Source organism: Coprococcus eutactus (assembly GCF_025149915.1).
GTDB classification, from domain to species: Bacteria; Bacillota; Clostridia; order Lachnospirales; family Lachnospiraceae; genus Coprococcus; species Coprococcus eutactus.
Genome location: NZ_CP102278.1, coordinates 1,819,170 through 1,837,082, shown reverse-complemented (window position 1 = coordinate 1,837,082; position 17,913 = coordinate 1,819,170). Strand labels below are relative to the sequence as shown.

Genomic DNA, 17,913 nt, shown 5'->3' with positions numbered 1-17,913 from the left:
TAAAATAATTATAATCGCGTGCAAAAATAGGGTAAAAACTATTGAAACACGGGAAAATATGATACATACAGACGCCGTACGCACGTATGTTGATGCGTCTTTATATTATAAGCGGGAGGCAATAAAATGGCTGAAGAGATGACAGGTAAGAATTTCATTGAACAGATAATTGAGAAAGATATAGCTGAGGGAAAGGTTCCGAAGATCGTCACCAGATTCCCACCGGAGCCAAATGGATATTTACATATAGGACATGCCAAATCAATACTTTTAAATTACGGTCTGGCAAAGCAGTATGGCGGACAGTTCAATCTCAGATTTGACGACACAAACCCTACAAAGGAGAAGACAGAGTTCGTCGAGTCCATACTTGCAGATGTGAAGTGGCTTGGCGCAGACTTTGGTGACCGAGTGTTCTTTGCATCTAACTATTTTGATCAGATGTACGAGGCAGCGATAAAGCTTATCAAAAAGGGCAAGGCATATGTGTGTGATCTCACACCGGATGAGATCAGAGAGTACAGGGGAACACTCACAGAGCCTGGTAAGAACAGCCCATATAGAGACAGAAGTATCGAGGAGAATCTTGATCTGTTTGAGAGGATGAAGAATGGTGAGTTCCCTGATGGAAGCAAGGTACTTCGTGCGAAGATAGATATGGCAAGCCCTAACATCAACATGAGAGATCCGATCATCTACAGAATAGCAAGAATGAACCATCACAATACAGGCGACAAGTGGTGCATCTATCCAATGTATGATTTTGCCCATCCTATCGAGGATGCGATCGAGGGTGTTACACATTCCATATGTACACTTGAGTTCGAGGATCACAGACCTCTGTATGACTGGGTTGTTATGGAGCTTGGCTACAAGGATTCACCTGACGGCACACCAAAGCAGATAGAGTTTGCAAAGCTTTACCTTACAAATGTAATAACAGGTAAGAGATACATAAAGAAGCTCGTTGAGGATGGAATAGTTGATGGATGGGATGATCCACGTCTTGTAAGTATAGCTGCCCTCAGAAGAAGAGGATTTACACCATCTGCCATCAAGAAATTTATGGAGCTGGTTGGAATATCAAAGAGCCAGTCATCTGTTGACTATGCTATGCTTGAGTATTGTGTGCGTGATGACTTAAAGCTCACAGCAAAGAGATACATGGCTGTTGTAGACCCTGTAAAGCTTGTCATAGACAACTATCCTGAGGATCAGGTTGAGTATCTTGATGTGGAGAACAATCAGGAGAATGAGGAGCTTGGAAGCAGAAAGGTTGCATTCAGCAAGTATTTATATATAGAGAGAGAGGACTTCATGGAGGAGCCACCAAAGAAGTATTTCAGACTTTTCCCTGGCAATGAGGTTCGCCTCAAGAACGCATATTTTGTAAAGTGCGTTGGCTTTGAGAAAGATGAGGATGGCAATGTGACAACAATTCATTGTACATATGATCCTGAGACAAGAAGTGGCTCAGGTTTTGAGGGCCGTAAGGTAAAGGGAACCATACACTGGGTATCAGCTGAGAGTGCCATAGATGCTGAAGTTCGTCTGTACGAGAATATCATCGACGAGGAGAAGGGAAAACTCAACGATGACGGTACATTAAACCTCAATCCAAATTCGCTTGTCATCAAACAGGGATGTAAGCTTGAGAAGGCGTTTGAGGATGCTCAGCCAGGTGAGGCGTTCCAGTTCCTCAGAAATGGATTCTTCTGTGTTGACTCAAAGGATTCGACAAGTGAGCACCCTGTGTATAACAGGATTGTATCACTCAAGAGTTCATACAAGCCAGGCAAGTAAGAGATACAATGTATTACAGAATCTGCAGTACTGACTTTGATCTGCAGATATTATATGAAAATATGTGGGGATGAGCACACGCCTTAAGGGGAGGCGTGCGTATCAAATACATGTGATTGGAAAGAAATTATGGAATACGATTACAAGAGGATATATATACTTCTGTCCAAGACGGAGACGATACCATCAAATCTGATAAAGCTGTTTACCAGGGAACCATATAGTCACACATCTCTGGCTCTTGATATCAGTCTCAATGAAATGTACAGTTTTGCAAGAAGAGGTATGTACAACCCGTTTAACGGTGGGTTCATCAGTGAGAATATAGAGAAGGGTATATTTGGCAAGCATAAAGAAACTAGATGTACAGTGTACGAGCTCAATGTGACAAAAAGACAATATGACCACATACAGCGGGAATTGGTAAGATTCAAGAAGCATCCTGAGCGATATGGTTATAATTTCCTTGGAGTGTTCAGTGTATTTTTTCATAGAGCCATGGACAGAGAATATAATTATTTTTGTTCTCAATTCGTAGCGGCAGTACTTAGAAATGCCGGAGTTGATATATTCCACAAGAAACCGGGATTGGTAAAGCCTGGAGATTTCGGAAAATGCACTATGCTTAAACCTGTGTTCACGGGACGCCTTGCAGATTATAGAGCATATCTGCATGAGAAATATAAGCACCATCATGGAATAGACAATGAAATAGGCAACAGAATAGACGATAGAGTAGTCAATAGGATAGAAAGTGTAATATCGGCTGACTCAGATACTGCAAATGATATGAATGTCGGAAAAACGTCATTGACAGATGGTATCGGTATCATGTCTTGGAAAGTCGGCTGATAGTCAGCTGACAAGTAATATTACAATATAAAACCATAAAAAAGTCATCTGCATATGTGACAATGGCGGCGTGTTTGAGACCGTTTCAAGTTTTGTGTAAACGTTAAAAACTGATATAAGATTTGTGAATAGTTACAAATGGGCAGAGCCGATTTTCCGGATTCTGCCCATATCTGCATTATACAGTAGTTTTTAGGCATGTCAATAAAACCTGCCTAAAATTGACTGCTTTACAGGTTCCGTCCCGCCAGACGTTCTTCAAAATAAATTTCAAGCTGGGAATGGATCTGTCCCCAGTCCTGCCTGTGTCCGGTCCATTTTTTCGTGATATCCATGGTTGCCAGATACAGCATTTTCAAAAGGCTGTCATCCGACGGAAAAACCGTTTTGCTTTTGGTCACTTTCCGGAGCTGGCGGTTGAATCCTTCAATGGCATTTGTGGTATAAATCAGCCGTCTTACTGCCTCTGGATATTTGAAATAAGTGGACAGTGTTGCCCAGTTATCATGCCAGGATTTATAGATTTTCGGGTACTTGGAATCCCATTTATCCTTGAACAGTTCCAGTTCATTTAAAGCGGTTTCTTCCGTTGGAGCCGCATATACAAGCTTCAGATCAGCCATCAGTTTTTTGATATCTTTGTAAGAAACAAACTTCGTTGAATTACGGATCTGATGGATGATACACTGCTGAATCTCTGTTTTTGGATAAACAGCCTCGATTGCCTGTGGAAATCCATTTAAACCATCAACGCATGCAATCAGGATATCCTCAACGCCTCTGTTTTTTAATCCATTCATGATAGAAAGCCAGAACTTCGCACTTTCGTTTTCTCCAACATACATTCCAAGAACATCTTTTTTCCCATTCATATCGATACCAAGGGCAATGTAAACCGCACGTTTTACAATACGTCCTTCACTGCGGACGTGATAGTGGATTGCATCCATAAATACTACAGCATACACTTCTTCCAAAGGGCGTTCCTGCCATTCTTTTACAATCGGCAGGATTTTGTCTGTGATCCGGCTGATTGTGCTGTCAGAAATATCAATATCGTATAATTCACGCATGTGGGATTCAATGTCTCCAGTTGTCATTCCCTTGGCATACATGGAAAGTATTTTTTCTTCCATGTCCTGAGTTACGGTATTCTGATATTTTTTAATCAGCTGTGGTTCATAATCACCATTACGATCCCTTGGGATTGCCACATCCATATCTCCATAACTGGTGTGCATGGTTTTGCTGGAATGTCCATTTCTACTATTGTCTGTTTCTTTGTTTCGATAGTCGTACTTGGAATATCCTAATTCTTCATCCAGTTCTTCATCCAAAGCACCTTCCAAAATGACAGACATCATGTCACGCATGATACTGTTTACATCGGTGCCGTCTTTGATGCTGATATCATTATTCTTCAGATAATCACGCATCATTTCTCTCATTGCTGCTTTTTGTGGGCTGTCTTTTCTTCTTGCCATAAAAATAACCTCCAAACTGAGTAATTTTATCTTACATCAGTTTGGAGGTTTACACAAACTTTGGGATGCTCCCGCGTGTTTCGTCATTGATAGCATGAGCAGATGACTTTTTACTTTTGTTTTATAACTGTTATTTTCAGATATTTTTATATTTATCCATTTTTATTTATTCAGCATTATTTATCCATCATTCCACAAATGTATGTCCCATTTTGATGATTCCTCTTTGTACGGAGTCTTTGGAATTCTTCCAAGGTTCATTCTTATATCTGTAGTCGAATTTGTCGATGAACCAGCTGATGTCTTCGTTCACTCTCTCCATTCCCTCAAAGAAGACTTTGTTTAAAGCGTTGATGAATTCGCTGTATTGCTCTTTGCTCAGCTTGCTCTGACCTGTCTTGTAGAGGATACCATAGTGATATGTACAAAATCCCTTAGAGCTCGCAAATTTCTCTCTGAATTCGGCGTCCTTCTTCCACATGTGGAAGATAGTGTCCACATATCTAACGAACATATTGTCCATGCGCCCACATATAAAGCAGCTTTTTTCCATATTATCGATGTAGTCGACTATAGGGGCGTTTGGAGTGCTTTTGCCGAATAGACCAGCCTTTGACGCGGGACCTTTAGCCGCAAGCTCCTTCATATCCTTGATAGTTTTGTTCATATGGGTGTTCATCATGAGAGCCAGTCCCAGGCGGTTCTTTTCTTGATAGAGAAGTCTCAGGTGATGACTGCAGAATCCAAGCTTGTCAGTCATGGCGCGATTGTCATCCTCCATATAGCTTGGTCCCATAGTGTATTCGATTGCGTTTCGTTCAAGTTCCTTTTGCATCTGGCACATAGGACATTCGCATTCACTGTCAAATGCATCGTTTACCGGAATGGTATATATTTGTTCTGCCATAAGTCCTCCTGTGAATTTAAATATAGGCAATTATTTCCGTTTACCATAATATAAGTGACGTTGAAAATAATATACGTGTATTATACAATAGTCTGGTGTGTTTTATAAAGGTAATTTACAAATAAGTATTATTAGACGGTTGATACGCGGTATGCTTAAGATAGATAAAGATATAGTGCAATTCATGAGATTTTAGATACAGGAAATGGCAGGTGTACAGAAGATGAAAGTAAGTTGTGAGAATAATATAGTAACAGTAGACGGTGTGAATGATTTTACACTCTCTCAGATACTTGAGTGCGGTCAGTGTTTCCATTTTGATAAGCTTGACGAAGAAGTGTATGAAGTCGTGGCATTTGGCAGAGCAGTAAAGATGGAGCAGACAGACAAGGTGCTCAGGATATATGGTTCATCCATGGAGGATTATGAAGGAATATGGAAGTTGTATCTTGATATGGACAATGATTATGGACTTATTAAGCAAAGTGTTATAAAGGCAGATGGGGCACTGAAGACGGCTGTTGATGAGAAGAGTGGAATCCACATATTAAACCAGGATTTTTTTGAGACACTTATATCATTTATCGTATCACAGAATAAGAGTATACCGCAGATCAAGCAGTGCGTAAAAAATATATCGCATAGATTTGGTGATGAAGTCATAGGATATAACGGTGAGGCATTTTATGTATTCCCGGATGTTCAGAGGCTGCATGATGCAACAGAGGAAGAACTCAGGGAGTGCAAAGTGGGATTCCGGGCTCCGTATATCAAAAATGCTACGGAGGCAGTGTATTCAGGTGCAGTCACAAAGGAGAAGCTGGACGAGCTGGACATAGCACAGGCAAGGGAACTGTTAATGACGATAAAGGGCGTTGGGGAAAAGGTTGCAAACTGCGTTCTGTTGTTCGGACTTGGCAGACGGGAAGCGTTTCCTGTGGATGTGTGGATGAAGAGGATAATGGAGCAGATGTATTTTGACGGAAAAGATACAAAGAAACAGGACATAGAGGCATTTGCGGTGAATAAATTCGGAGATCTTGGAGGATATGCACAGCAGTATCTGTTCGACTATGCAAGGACAACACTATTCAAATAATCAGTTTTATAATTTTTTTAGAAAATAAGGGTTGATTTTTTTATAGAAATGTATAGAATATAAAACAGTGTTAGCACTCACATAAAATGAGTGCTAAAAACAAAGGTGAAAAGAAGAGTAATAGAAAAATAAGAAATCAGGAGGTATATATCATGAAGTTGAGACCACTTGGAGACAGAGTAGTATTAAAGCAGTCAGTAGCAGAGGAGACAACAAAGTCTGGAATAGTTTTGCCAGGTCAGGCAAAGGAAAAGCCACAGTATGCAGAGGTTATTGAGGTAGGTCCTGGAGCAGTTGTTGATGGCAAGCTTGTTCCTATGGATGTTAAGGTTGGAGATACTGTAATATATCAGAAGTTCGCAGGCTCAGAGGTAAAGCTTGACGATGAGGAGTACATAGTTATCAAGCAGGACAGCATTCTTGCAATCGTAGAGAAATAATCAATCTCTTGAGACTGATCCGATACACGTAAGAAGGATATAACATATATTGTGATGTAATGTTTGACCGGAATAAATAATAAGACGAAATGATAGATCAAGGTAATGATAGATCAAGATATGGAGGTAGACAGAAATGGCAAAGGAAATTAAGTATGGTGCCGAAGCTAGAAAGGCACTTGAAGCAGGCGTTAATCAGTTAGCAGATACAGTAAGAGTTACACTTGGACCTAAAGGAAGAAACGTAGTACTTGCAAAGTCATACGGTTCACCACTCATCACAAATGATGGTGTTACAATCGCAAAGGATATCGAGCTTGAGGATGCATTTGAGAACATGGGTGCTCAGATCGTCAAGGAAGTTGCAACAAAGACAAACGATGTTGCCGGTGATGGTACTACAACAGCTACAGTTCTTGCACAGGCTATGATCAATGAAGGAATGAAGAATCTGGCAGCAGGTGCTAATCCTATCGTTCTCAGAAAGGGAATGAAGAAGGCTTGTGACAAGGCAGTTGAGGCTATTCTTGATATGAGTGAGACTATCAGTGGAAAGGATCAGATCGCAAGAGTTGCATCTATCTCAGCTGGTGACGATGAGGTTGGACAGATGGTTGCCGACGCTATGGAGAAAGTGTCAAAGGATGGAGTCATCACAATCGAAGAGTCAAAGTCAATGAAGACAGAGCTCGACCTTGTAGAAGGTATGCAGTTCGACAGAGGTTATATTTCAGCTTACATGGCAACAGATATGGAGAAGATGGTTGCAGAGCTTGATAACCCATATATACTTATAACAGATAAGAAGATCTCAAATATTCAGGAGATACTTCCACTTCTTGAGCAGATCGTTCAGAGCGGTTCAAAGCTGCTGATCATCGCTGAGGATATCGAGGGCGAGGCTCTCACAACACTTATCGTCAACAAGCTGCGTGGTACATTCCAGGTAGTAGCTGTAAAGGCTCCTGGTTATGGCGACAGAAGAAAAGAGATGCTTCAGGATATCGCTATTCTTACAGGCGGTAAGGTAATCTCAGAGGAGCTTGGATATGAGCTCAAGGATGCTACTCTTGATGACCTTGGACGTGCAAAGAGTGCTAAGATCACAAAGGAGAACACAGTTATCGTTGATGGTATGGGCGCTAAGGAAGACATCGCAGGTCGTGTAAATGTCATCAAGGCCCAGCTTGAGGAGACAACATCAGAGTTTGATAAAGAGAAGCTTCAGGAGAGACTCGCAAAGCTTGCCGGTGGAGTTGCAGTTATCAGAGTCGGCGCAGCTACAGAGACAGAGATGAAGGAAGCTAAGCTCCGTATGGAGGATGCACTCAATGCCACAAGAGCTGCAGTTGAAGAGGGAATCATCTCAGGTGGTGGTTCAGCATATATCCATGCTGCAAAGAAGGTTGCAGAGCTTGTAAAGGATCTTGAGGGCGATGAGAAGACAGGCGCTAAGGTAGTTCTCAAGGCTATGGAGGCTCCACTGTTCCACATCGCAGCCAATGCAGGACTTGAGGGATCAGTCATCATCAACAAGATCAAAGAGTCTGAGGTTGGTGTGGGCTTTGATGCATACAATGAGACATATGTCAACATGATCGAGGCAGGAATCATTGATCCTGTTAAGGTTACAAGAAGTGCACTTCAGAACGCTACATCAGTTGCTTCAACAATGCTCACAACAGAGTCAGTTGTAGCTGATATCAAGGAAGACGCTCCAGCAATGCCGGCAGGCGGAGCAGGAATGGGCGGCGGAATGGGCTTCTAAGGAATAGAGTCAGACACGATTTCGCAGTAAAATGCAAAGACTAAGATAAAAAAGGATCACATCATTCGTAATTGGGTGATGTGTTTCTTTTTTTATGTAGGTTAATTGACACTAACCGGCATGTGTGAGATAATCAGAACAGATATTTTTCGACTAAGGGAAAGTATGGGTTATAAAAAAGTTATAAATGAAAGGCAGGAAGAGATGGGAGAAGATAACAACAGCTTTGGCGGCTATCAGCCAACAGAAGACAACGGACAGGTGGGACAGCAGAATCCATATGAAGGTGCGCCTCAGTATGGACAGAACGATCAGAACTATGGTCAGCCAGGTGGCCAGTATGGACAGAATTATGGTCAACCGGGTGGACAGTATGATCAGAATTATGGTCAGCCGGGTGGCCAGTATGGACAGAATTATGGACAGCCAGGCGGACAGTACGGACAGAATTATGGTCAGTATGGCCAGGGCTACGGACAGCCGGGAGATCCATACGGACAGAATTATGCTAACCAGGATATGAATATGGGCGGAGGTCCGGCATATCCACAGAATAATATGCAGCCACAGGAGAGCAAAGGCGTATCCATAGCATCTATGGTGCTTGGTATCTTTTCGCTTACATTTGGATGCTGTATTACGTATGTTGGAATTGCTTCAGCTATTGCAGGTATAATCACAGGTATAATCAGTCTTAAGAATAAGAAGCCTGGCAAGGGAATGGCTATCGCAGGTATTATAATGAGCGCAATAGCACTTGTGTTCCTGGTGTTCTGTATTATCCTGGTTCTTACATCGGACACATATCAGGATATGGTGGACGAAATACTCAGACAGATACAGTCAGGAAGCTATTAAAAATGTAATAAATTGAATAAAGAGAAGTGATCGAGAGGCCGCCGGACTTAGGGCGGCCTCTTGTTATGTGCGCCAAGCTGATAATATTTGAACGTTTAATACTGTGTGGGTGATTGAATCTAAAGGTGGATTAGTGTTATTATTATGGAAGTGCGTAGAAGGTATCAGAAAGGAGGTCCTGTATTATGGAGAGTGATTATATTATTGAAGATACAGACATCAGGCGTCTTATTGTGAAAGCAGTAGAGGCGAGAGATATGGCATATGCCAGGTACTCACAGTTTAAGGTTGGGGCAGCACTCCTGGCGAGCCGGGAGAATTCTTCGGATGCAGCTGAAGTCGTTGGCGGAGAGACAGACAGTCACGATAGAAATACAAATGAATACAGAGTGTTCACGGGCTGTAATATAGAAAATTCCTCGTATGGTGCAACTATATGCGCAGAACGTGCAGCGGTGTGTAATGCAGTGAGCAGTGGCTATAAAGATTTCAAAGCGATTGCTATTGTCGGTGGCCTGAATAGTACAGGGATAAATGGAATAACATATCCATGTGGGATATGCAGACAGGTGCTTTCGGAATTTTCTGCGGATATGTATGTTATCGCAGCACGTTCAGAGGATGATTACGACATGAGAAGATTGTCAGAGTTTCTTCCGGCTTCGTTTGGTGCCGGACAGATGGAATAGCGAAATAGTCTGTTACAACAATGGCCAGATAAGCTGTTTGGCAACATATAAAAGGACAATAAAAAATATAGAAGGAGAACATGAATTGGGAAATATCAAGGATGTAAAGGCTTACAGAATAGTTGAGGAGAAGGATCTTCCAGAGGTACATGGCAAGGGCTATGTGCTGGAGCATATAAAGACAAAGGCAAGGGTCCTCATCATTGAGAATGACGATGTGAATAAGGTGTTTAATATAGGCTTCAGGACACCTCCATATGATGATTCAGGAATACCGCATATAATTGAGCACTCAGTGCTTTGTGGTTCAAAGAAATATCCGGTAAAGGATCCATTTGTTGAGCTGGCAAAAGGTTCTCTGAACACCTTTCTGAACGCCATGACTTATTCAGACAAGACGGTATATCCTATAGCTAGCTTCAATCAGAAGGACTTTGAGAACATCATGAGTGTGTATCTGGATGCAGTGTTCTATCCGGATATCTATATACATGATGAGATCATGAAGCAGGAGGGCTGGCACTATGAGCTTGACTCTGTGGACGGAGACCTGAAGTACAACGGAGTTGTGTACAATGAGATGAAGGGCGTGTACTCAAGTCCTGAGTCGATTATGTACAGAGAGATAGAGTCATCACTCATGCCGGACACTCCATATGGCAATGATTCAGGCGGTGATCCGGTATCCATACCTACACTCACCCTTGAGAGATTCAGAGATTTCCACAGGACATATTATCATCCATCGAACAGTTATATTTATCTGTATGGTGATTGTGATATGGCGAAGGAGCTGGAATTTATAGATGAGGAGTATCTGTCACATTACGATTACAAGGAGATAGATTCAGCGATCCCTCTTCAGAAGCCATTTGACGAGATGAAGGATATCACTATGGAGTACTCCATAGCTGATACTGATCCAGAGGAGAACAATTCCATACTCACATACAGCAAGATAACAGGGCTCAGCACCGAAAAGAAGAAGGTTACAGCCCTTGAAATACTTGAGTACGTGCTCATGGATGCGCCGGGAGCTGTCCTGAAGAAAGCTCTGACTGATGCGGGTATAGGCGAGGAGGTCTACAGCTCATTTGACAATGGATGCCAGCAGACCACATTCTCTATCATAGCAAGAGGCGCGGATAAGAACGATAAGGACAGATTCATAAAGATAATAGATGACACGTTTGAAGAACTCAGCCATGGTATAGATAAGGATGCGGTTGAGGCTGCAATCAACAAGTTTGAGTTCAAGCACAAGGAGGCCAATTTTGGAAGGTTTCCTAAGGGGCTTATGTACGGACTGGATGCATTTAACAGCTGGCTGTATGACGATACCAAGGCACTCATGTTTTTTGAGATGAATGATGTGTATAAGGAGCTGAGAGAGGATCTTCAGAATGGTTATTTTGAACAGATCATAAAGGAATGTTTCATTGACAATACATTTGGCCTGTATCTCACTATGAATCCAAAGAAGGGGCTTGACCAGGAGAACGAGAAGAAGATCGCTGATGAGCTGGCTGCATACAAGGCTACACTCAGTCGTGAGGAGCTTGAGAAGATCGTGGAGGATACAAAGGCGCTCAAGGAGTATCAGGCAACCCCTTCATCAGCCGAAGATCTTGCCAAGGTTCCACTTCTGTCGATAGATGACATTGACAAAGAGGCTGAAAAGCTTAAGAATGTTGAATCTGAGATCGGCGGACTTTCAGTTGTAAGCCACGATATATTTACAAACGGTATAGGATATCTGAGGTTCTATTTCAATATAAATGATATAGATAATGACCTTGTGCCATATCTTGCTGTGCTGTCATGCCTGTTTAAATATATTGACACGGAGAAGCACACCTATGGACAGCTGTCAAATGAGATAGACAGCAATATAGGTGGAATAGAGTTTGATATGGTTGGATATGCCAGTGACACGGATATCAAGAAGTTCTTCTATGTATCTATGAAAGCTCTCTATGAGAAACTTCCATATGCGGTAGAGCTTATGAAGGAGATACTGTTCTCATCAAAGATAGATGACAGGAAGAGATTGAAGGAACTCCTGACGGAGGAGAAGTCCAGCATGAAGAATGGCATGGCTGCATCGGGACATGTGACCGCATACACCAGAGCCATGTCATATATAGATGAGGGTGCAAGATTCACGGATGAGACATGCGGAATTGCTTATTATGAATTCCTGTGTGACATAGTGGACCACTTCGATGAGAAGTATGACAATATCATTGAGAAGCTTCAGTATGCTCTTGCAGAGGTTCTCAGAAAGGGGGCACTTACTGTTTCTTATACAGGAGATCAGGATGTGACAGATCTGCTTGAGGAGTCATTTGCGGACTTTGGTAAAGCGCTTTCCACAAGACCAGCACATAAGGACGTGAAGCCGTTTGAGAAGAATCTTCAGAATGAGGGATTCAAGACTGCCAGCCAGGTTCAGTACGTTGCCATAGCAGGTAATTTTGAGGATGCAGGATACAAGTACGACAGCTCACTGAGTGTTCTTAAGATCATATTCTCATATGGTTATCTGTGGGAGAATGTCCGTGTGAAGGGCGGTGCGTATGGCGCCATGTGCTCATTTCTCAGGAATGGAACATGCTATATGAGTTCATACAGAGATCCGAACCTCATGGAGACATATGACATATTCAAGAATGCATATAAGTTCGTGGAAAACTTTGAGTGCTCAGACAGGGATATGACTAAGTATATCATCGGAACTATGGCTCAGATAGATGCGCCAACGACTCCTGTTGCTGAGGGCATAAGCCATATGGCGAGATACTTTATGGGAGTTACAGATGAACAGATCCAGAGAGAGCGTGATAAGATCCTCTCCACTGACAGAGATGCCATCAGAGCCCTTGCTCCACTTGTGAAGGCTGTTACAGATTCCGGAATCATCTGTGCCATCGGCGGAGAGAGCAAGATAGAGGAGAATAAGGACAGCTTCAAGGAAGTGCTGGCAATCTTCTAAGGATGAGAGAAGGCAGACGTGATAAAAATTTTCGTGAAAAACCAAAATGAATTTTAGGCTGGATACGTAGGCATGATCTATGATCATGGCCACGAGATAAAGGAGATATATGAATAAGGAATACAAGTCGGGTTTTGTGTCTATCATAGGCAGACCTAATGTTGGAAAGTCGACACTTATGAACAGACTGATAGGTCAGAAGATAGCGATAACCAGCAATAAGGCACAGACCACAAGAAACAGGATACAGACAGTATACACCAGCGATAAGGGACAGATCATATTCCTTGATACACCGGGTATCAACAGGGCAAAGAACAAGCTTGGAGAGTACATGCTCAAGGTTGCCGAGAGTACACTGGATGAGGTTGATGTGGTTCTCTGGATAGTTGAGGCCACAACCTTTATCGGTGCAGGAGAGCGTTACATCATAGAGCAGTTGCAGCACGTAAAGACTCCTATAATCGTTGTTGTGAATAAGATTGACAACGTTGAGGAGGGCAAGGTGTTTGAGGCGATAAACACCTATAAGGATGCCTGTGATTTTGCGGAGATAGTACCCGTATCTGCACTCAAGGGAAAGAATACAGATGAACTTATAGATACCATTATGAAATACCTGCCGTATGGACCTCAGTACTACGATGAGGATACTGTGACCGATCAGCCAGAGAGACAGATCGTTGCCGAACTCATAAGGGAGCAGGCTCTACGCCAGCTTGACAAGGAGGTACCGCATGGTATAGCAGTTGTCATAGACTCAATGAAGGAAAGACCAAACGGTGGTATCATAGATATAGATGCTACGATTATATGTGAGAGGGATTCACATAAGGGAATCATCATAGGGAAGCAGGGAGCTATGCTGAAGAAGATAGGAACCCATGCAAGATACGGAATAGAGAGACTTCTTGATACCAAGGTCAACCTGAAGCTGTGGGTCAAGGTCAAGAAGGACTGGAGAGATACTGATACACTGCTGAGAAACTTTGGATTCAAGGACGAGTAGGATTTTGGTTATGGAGGTGGACATACAATCATGAGAGAAGAAGTTACACTGCACGGAATTGTATTGTCCAGCAGCCTCCAGGGTGAGTATGACAGGAGGATGGTGGCTCTGACAAAGGAACGTGGCAGGATCACGGTATTTGCTACCGGTGTGAGGCGGGGAACAAATCCCCTTCAGTCTAAGACACAGATGTTTGTCATGGGGAGCTTTACTCTGATCCCTGGACGTGACTCATATCGGCTTGTGAATATAGATGTTGATGAATATTTCCACCAACTCACCATGGACATAGATGCATATTGCTATGCATCATACTTCTGTGAGGTCATGAGTTTCATGACACATGAAGGGGACAGGGCGGCGGATTATCTCAATCTTCTGTATGTGAGCCTTAAGGCTCTCGAGAAGGGGCAGATGCCTGCAAAACTCATCAGGTGTGTGTATGAGATAAAGCTTATGGATGTGTTCGGTCAGGGAATACAGAGTTTCCACTGCCCTATATGTGGCAAGACAGAGGTTTCAAATGTATTTGATGCCGCATCAGGCGGACTGCTCTGCGATGGATGCAGAGGAAGGGCAAAACACCCGCTGCATCTATCTGACGATGCGGTGTACACGATACAATACATAAATGGAGCACAACTTGGTAAGATGTATAACTTCAATGTGTCCGATGCAGTGCTTTCCGAGATACAGCTAGTATCGAAGCAGTTTATGGATATGTACGTGGACAGAAAGTTCAAGTCAGTGGAGATCATAGACTCACTGCCGTGAAAAAAAAGAAGAGAATCCTACATGACGTGAGATTCCCTTCTTTTTGTATATTACCTGTCTAAAATACAAATCATAGAGAGTGTATTATTTTAGAGAACGTCTTCATCGCGCCGGGAAGTTTTTCATATGGTATGGCGCTGAAACCAAACAGAAGCTGGTTCTCAGGACAGAGATTCTTTCTTATCCAGAATGGCTCTGTGGAGAAGATTCGTATGCCTTTCTGCTCAAAGGCAGATATGAGTTCGGACTGGGTGAGATAGGAGTTCTTTATCTCTGCTACAAAGTGCAGACCCGCTCCAGCGCCGTACATGATGACATCATCTTCCAGATTCTGTTTCACATAATTAAGTATATAATCATGTTTTTTCTTATAGTGATTCTTCATTGCGCCTATGTGGCGCTGATAATTTCCACTCTGAATAAATTCAATAAGGGCAAGCTGCAGAACGGTAGGAACTGTACAGTTGGTATGTGAATATCTGGAGCTGTAGTCTTTCATCAGATTCTCAGGGAGTACCATATATGATATCCTAAGATCCGGCGACATGGACTTGGAGAAAGTTCCAAGATATATAGTGCGGCCGCTGTTATCGATGGACTGCAAGGATGGGATCGGTCTGCTCTGGTATCTGAGTTCACTGTCGTAATCATCCTCGATTATATAACTTCCTGACTGGACAGCCCACTCTATGAGCTCCAGCCTCTTGCTTATAGGCAGTATACTTCCCATAGGAAACTGGTGGGATGGCGTTACATACAGCAGAGTGTCCCTGAGACGCTGGATATGTTCTATGGACACACCGTCGTCCTCAAGCGGTATTGGAATGATCCTGAACGGACTCTGGCTGACGATCTCCCATGTTCCGTTGTAGCCAGGATCCTCCATGGCAAATGAATAATCAGATGAACTGAATATATGCGTGATTATGTCTATTGATCTCTGGTGACCGCTCGTGAGGATGATCTGCTCCGGTGTGCAGTTTACACCTCTGGACATGTACAGATATTCGGTGATAAGACTGCGGAGGGTGTAGCTTCCCTGCGACATCTGGTAGGAGGCGGTATCGGCCATGGATATCATGTCCCAGGCGTTCGTGAGACATTTGCGCCAGGCCCTGGAGTGATAGCAGTTGTAGTCCAGATTGCCGTAGCTGAACGTGTAGTCAAAGGTCTTTCCTGATTGCCTGGAAGAATGCTGTATATTGTGGCTTTGTCTTGACTTTTTGTCTGGAGAAAATGCGGAGATGTTCTCAACATAGTAGCCTGAGCCTGTCACGGAGCGTATATATCCTTCAAGTTCAAGCTGGTTGTAAGCAGATACTACTGTGTTGCGGCTCAGCTTATGTTCGGCGGCGAGTTGTCTTGTTGCAGGTAGCTTTTCGCCTGCAGCATAGTGCTCATTAAGTATCTCAGATTTCATCTGTTCATATAATTGTTCGTATAGAGACTTATCGGAGGTCTTGTCTATTGATATCATTTCCGTGTTCCTTTCCTGCATATTATAAGCGTTAAAAATACGTTGTATCATTGGATATTTGCGTGTGACTTGATTTATTCATATTCCAATACTACAAATTGGTACTATAAAAATACTTAAAATTGGAGCTTTAGAAAGAACCAATCCGGTGCTATTATACAAGAGTCATAACGAGTAAGCAATAAGAAGAAGTCATAAGGTGATGTCTGACGGCACAAATTATAGTAGCTTTGTATAAATAATATTACAAAATATGCCGTGAACCTTGCAAAAATATTTGAATGAGTATAAAATAAGGCGGATAGAGCGAAAAAAATGCAAATTCGAATATGATTTGGAGGATTACAATGGAAAAGACATTAGACAAAATCGTTGCATTGGCAAAGAGCAGAGGATTTGTTTATCCAGGTTCAGAGATTTACGGTGGTCTCGCAAATACATGGGACTATGGTAATCTCGGAGTTGAACTCAAGAACAACGTTAAGAGAGCATGGTGGAAGAAATTCATCCAGGAGAACCCTTACAATGTAGGAGTTGACTGTGCTATCCTTATGAACCCACAGACATGGGTTGCTTCAGGCCACCTTGGAGGATTTGCTGATCCTCTTATGGATTGCAAAGAGTGTCATGAGAGATTCCGTGCAGATAAACTTATAGAGGACTTTATGGCTGAAAACGGAGTTGTTCCAGAGGGCGCGGTAGACGGATGGAGCAACGAGCAGATGGAAGAGTACGTTGAGAAGAACAATATCTGCTGTCCGACATGTGGAAAGCACAACTTCACAGGTATCAGACAGTTCAACCTTATGTTCAAGACATTCCAGGGTGTAACAGAGGATGCCAAGAACACTGTATACCTGAGACCGGAGACAGCACAGGGTATATTTGTCAACTTCAAGAATGTACAGAGAACTTCAAGAAAGAAGGTTCCATTTGGAATCGGTCAGATAGGAAAGTCATTTAGAAATGAGATAACACCTGGTAACTTCACATTCAGAACAAGAGAGTTCGAGCAGATGGAGCTTGAGTTCTTCTGTAAGCCGGGTACAGATATGGAGTGGTTTGAGTACTGGAGAAGCTTCTGTATCAACTGGCTCAAGGATCTCGGAATCAAGGATGATGAGATGAGAGCCCGTGACCATTCACATGAGGAGCTGTGTTTCTACTCCAAGGGAACAACTGATATCGAGTATTTATTCCCATTTGGATGGGGAGAGCTCTGGGGAATCGCTGACAGAACAGATTACGATCTGACACAGCACCAGAATACATCAGGAGAGTCCATGGAGTACTTCGATGACGAGACAAAGGAGAAGTACATTCCATATGTAATCGAGCCATCACTTGGTGCTGACCGTGTTACACTGGCATTCCTGTGTGCTGCATATGACGAGGAGAACATCGGAACAGAGGAGAAGCCAGACATCCGTACAGTCCTTCATTTCCATCCACAGCTTGCACCAGTTAAGATTGGTGTGCTTCCACTTTCCAAGAAGCTCAACGAGGGTGCAGAGAAGATTTATGCAGAGCTTTCAAAGTACTATAACTGTGAGTTCGATGACAGAGGCAACATAGGTAAGAGATATAGAAGACAGGATGAGATAGGAACACCGTTCTGTGTAACATATGATTTCGATTCTGTTGAGGATGGAGCAGTCACAGTTCGTGACAGAGATACCATGGAGCAGGAGAGAGTCAAGATTGAAGATCTGAAGGCTTACTTTGAGAAGAAATTTGAATATTAATTGATGGTGTGAC

Annotated in this window: 14 protein-coding genes; 11 read left to right on the top strand and 3 right to left on the bottom strand. The window is 42.7% G+C overall.

From position 1 onward, the window contains the following. Positions 1-126: 126 nt before the first annotated feature. Together NQ536_RS07915 and NQ536_RS07910 are read left to right on the top strand one after the other, a co-directional pair. Entirely contained in the window at positions 127-1,803 is a 1,677-nt protein-coding gene (locus tag NQ536_RS07915) for a glutamine--tRNA ligase/YqeY domain fusion protein (protein ID WP_004853947.1), read from the top strand. Between the two features lie 129 nt (positions 1,804-1,932). Next, positions 1,933-2,655, top strand: a complete 723-nt coding sequence (locus NQ536_RS07910; protein ID WP_004853948.1) for a hypothetical protein — start codon at positions 1,933-1,935, stop codon at positions 2,653-2,655. Between the two features lie 230 nt (positions 2,656-2,885). On the opposite strand, the gene NQ536_RS07905 is transcribed toward NQ536_RS07910, so the two are convergent. Next, complete coding sequence (locus tag NQ536_RS07905) at positions 2,886-4,103, bottom strand: IS256 family transposase (protein ID WP_167530854.1); 1,218 nt, start codon at positions 4,101-4,103, stop codon at positions 2,886-2,888. Between the two features lie 223 nt (positions 4,104-4,326). Next, positions 4,327-5,046 carry a DUF6062 family protein gene (locus NQ536_RS07900; protein ID WP_004853954.1) on the bottom strand — a complete coding sequence of 240 codons (720 nt, stop codon included), beginning with the start codon at positions 5,044-5,046 and terminating at the stop codon, positions 4,327-4,329. Between the two features lie 223 nt (positions 5,047-5,269). Between NQ536_RS07900 and NQ536_RS07895 the strand changes: the two genes are divergently transcribed. The 8 genes from NQ536_RS07895 (at position 5,270) to recO (ending at position 14,678) form a co-directional block, all read left to right on the top strand. Next, positions 5,270-6,145: a DNA-3-methyladenine glycosylase family protein gene (locus NQ536_RS07895; protein ID WP_119202660.1), complete on the top strand. Its 876-nt coding sequence runs from the start codon at positions 5,270-5,272 to the stop codon at positions 6,143-6,145. A 152-nt stretch (positions 6,146-6,297) separates the two neighbouring features. Next, positions 6,298-6,585, top strand: a complete 288-nt coding sequence (locus NQ536_RS07890; protein ID WP_015534141.1) for a co-chaperone GroES — start codon at positions 6,298-6,300, stop codon at positions 6,583-6,585. Positions 6,586-6,721: 136 nt separating this feature from the next. After that, positions 6,722-8,353: a chaperonin GroEL gene (gene groL / locus NQ536_RS07885; protein ID WP_004853959.1), complete on the top strand. Its 1,632-nt coding sequence runs from the start codon at positions 6,722-6,724 to the stop codon at positions 8,351-8,353. A gap of 165 nt (positions 8,354-8,518) precedes the next feature. Beyond that, positions 8,519-9,211: a DUF4190 domain-containing protein gene (locus NQ536_RS07880; RefSeq protein ID WP_147566364.1), complete on the top strand. Its 693-nt coding sequence runs from the start codon at positions 8,519-8,521 to the stop codon at positions 9,209-9,211. Between the two features lie 185 nt (positions 9,212-9,396). Then, on the top strand, positions 9,397-9,900 hold the full coding sequence (locus NQ536_RS07875; RefSeq protein WP_004853963.1) for a cytidine deaminase: 504 nt from the start codon (positions 9,397-9,399) through the stop codon (positions 9,898-9,900). A gap of 85 nt (positions 9,901-9,985) precedes the next feature. Next, on the top strand, positions 9,986-12,895 hold the full coding sequence (locus NQ536_RS07870; RefSeq protein ID WP_044998401.1) for an insulinase family protein: 2,910 nt from the start codon (positions 9,986-9,988) through the stop codon (positions 12,893-12,895). A 109-nt stretch (positions 12,896-13,004) separates the two neighbouring features. Then, on the top strand, positions 13,005-13,904 hold the full coding sequence (gene era, locus NQ536_RS07865; RefSeq protein ID WP_004853967.1) for a GTPase Era: 900 nt from the start codon (positions 13,005-13,007) through the stop codon (positions 13,902-13,904). Between the two features lie 30 nt (positions 13,905-13,934). After that, a complete protein-coding gene (gene recO, locus NQ536_RS07860; RefSeq protein WP_004853969.1) occupies positions 13,935-14,678 on the top strand; it encodes a DNA repair protein RecO in 744 nt (247 codons plus the stop codon). A 70-nt stretch (positions 14,679-14,748) separates the two neighbouring features. Here the strand turns inward: recO and pdxR are convergent, their stop codons facing one another. After that, the gene (gene pdxR / locus NQ536_RS07855) at positions 14,749-16,155 is read right to left on the bottom strand and encodes a MocR-like pyridoxine biosynthesis transcription factor PdxR (RefSeq protein WP_044998402.1); all 1,407 of its coding nucleotides are present in this window, start codon (positions 16,153-16,155) and stop codon (positions 14,749-14,751) included. Between the two features lie 347 nt (positions 16,156-16,502). Between pdxR and NQ536_RS07850 the strand changes: the two genes are divergently transcribed. Then, positions 16,503-17,900: a glycine--tRNA ligase gene (locus NQ536_RS07850; RefSeq protein ID WP_044998403.1), complete on the top strand. Its 1,398-nt coding sequence runs from the start codon at positions 16,503-16,505 to the stop codon at positions 17,898-17,900. Positions 17,901-17,913 lie beyond the last annotated feature (13 nt).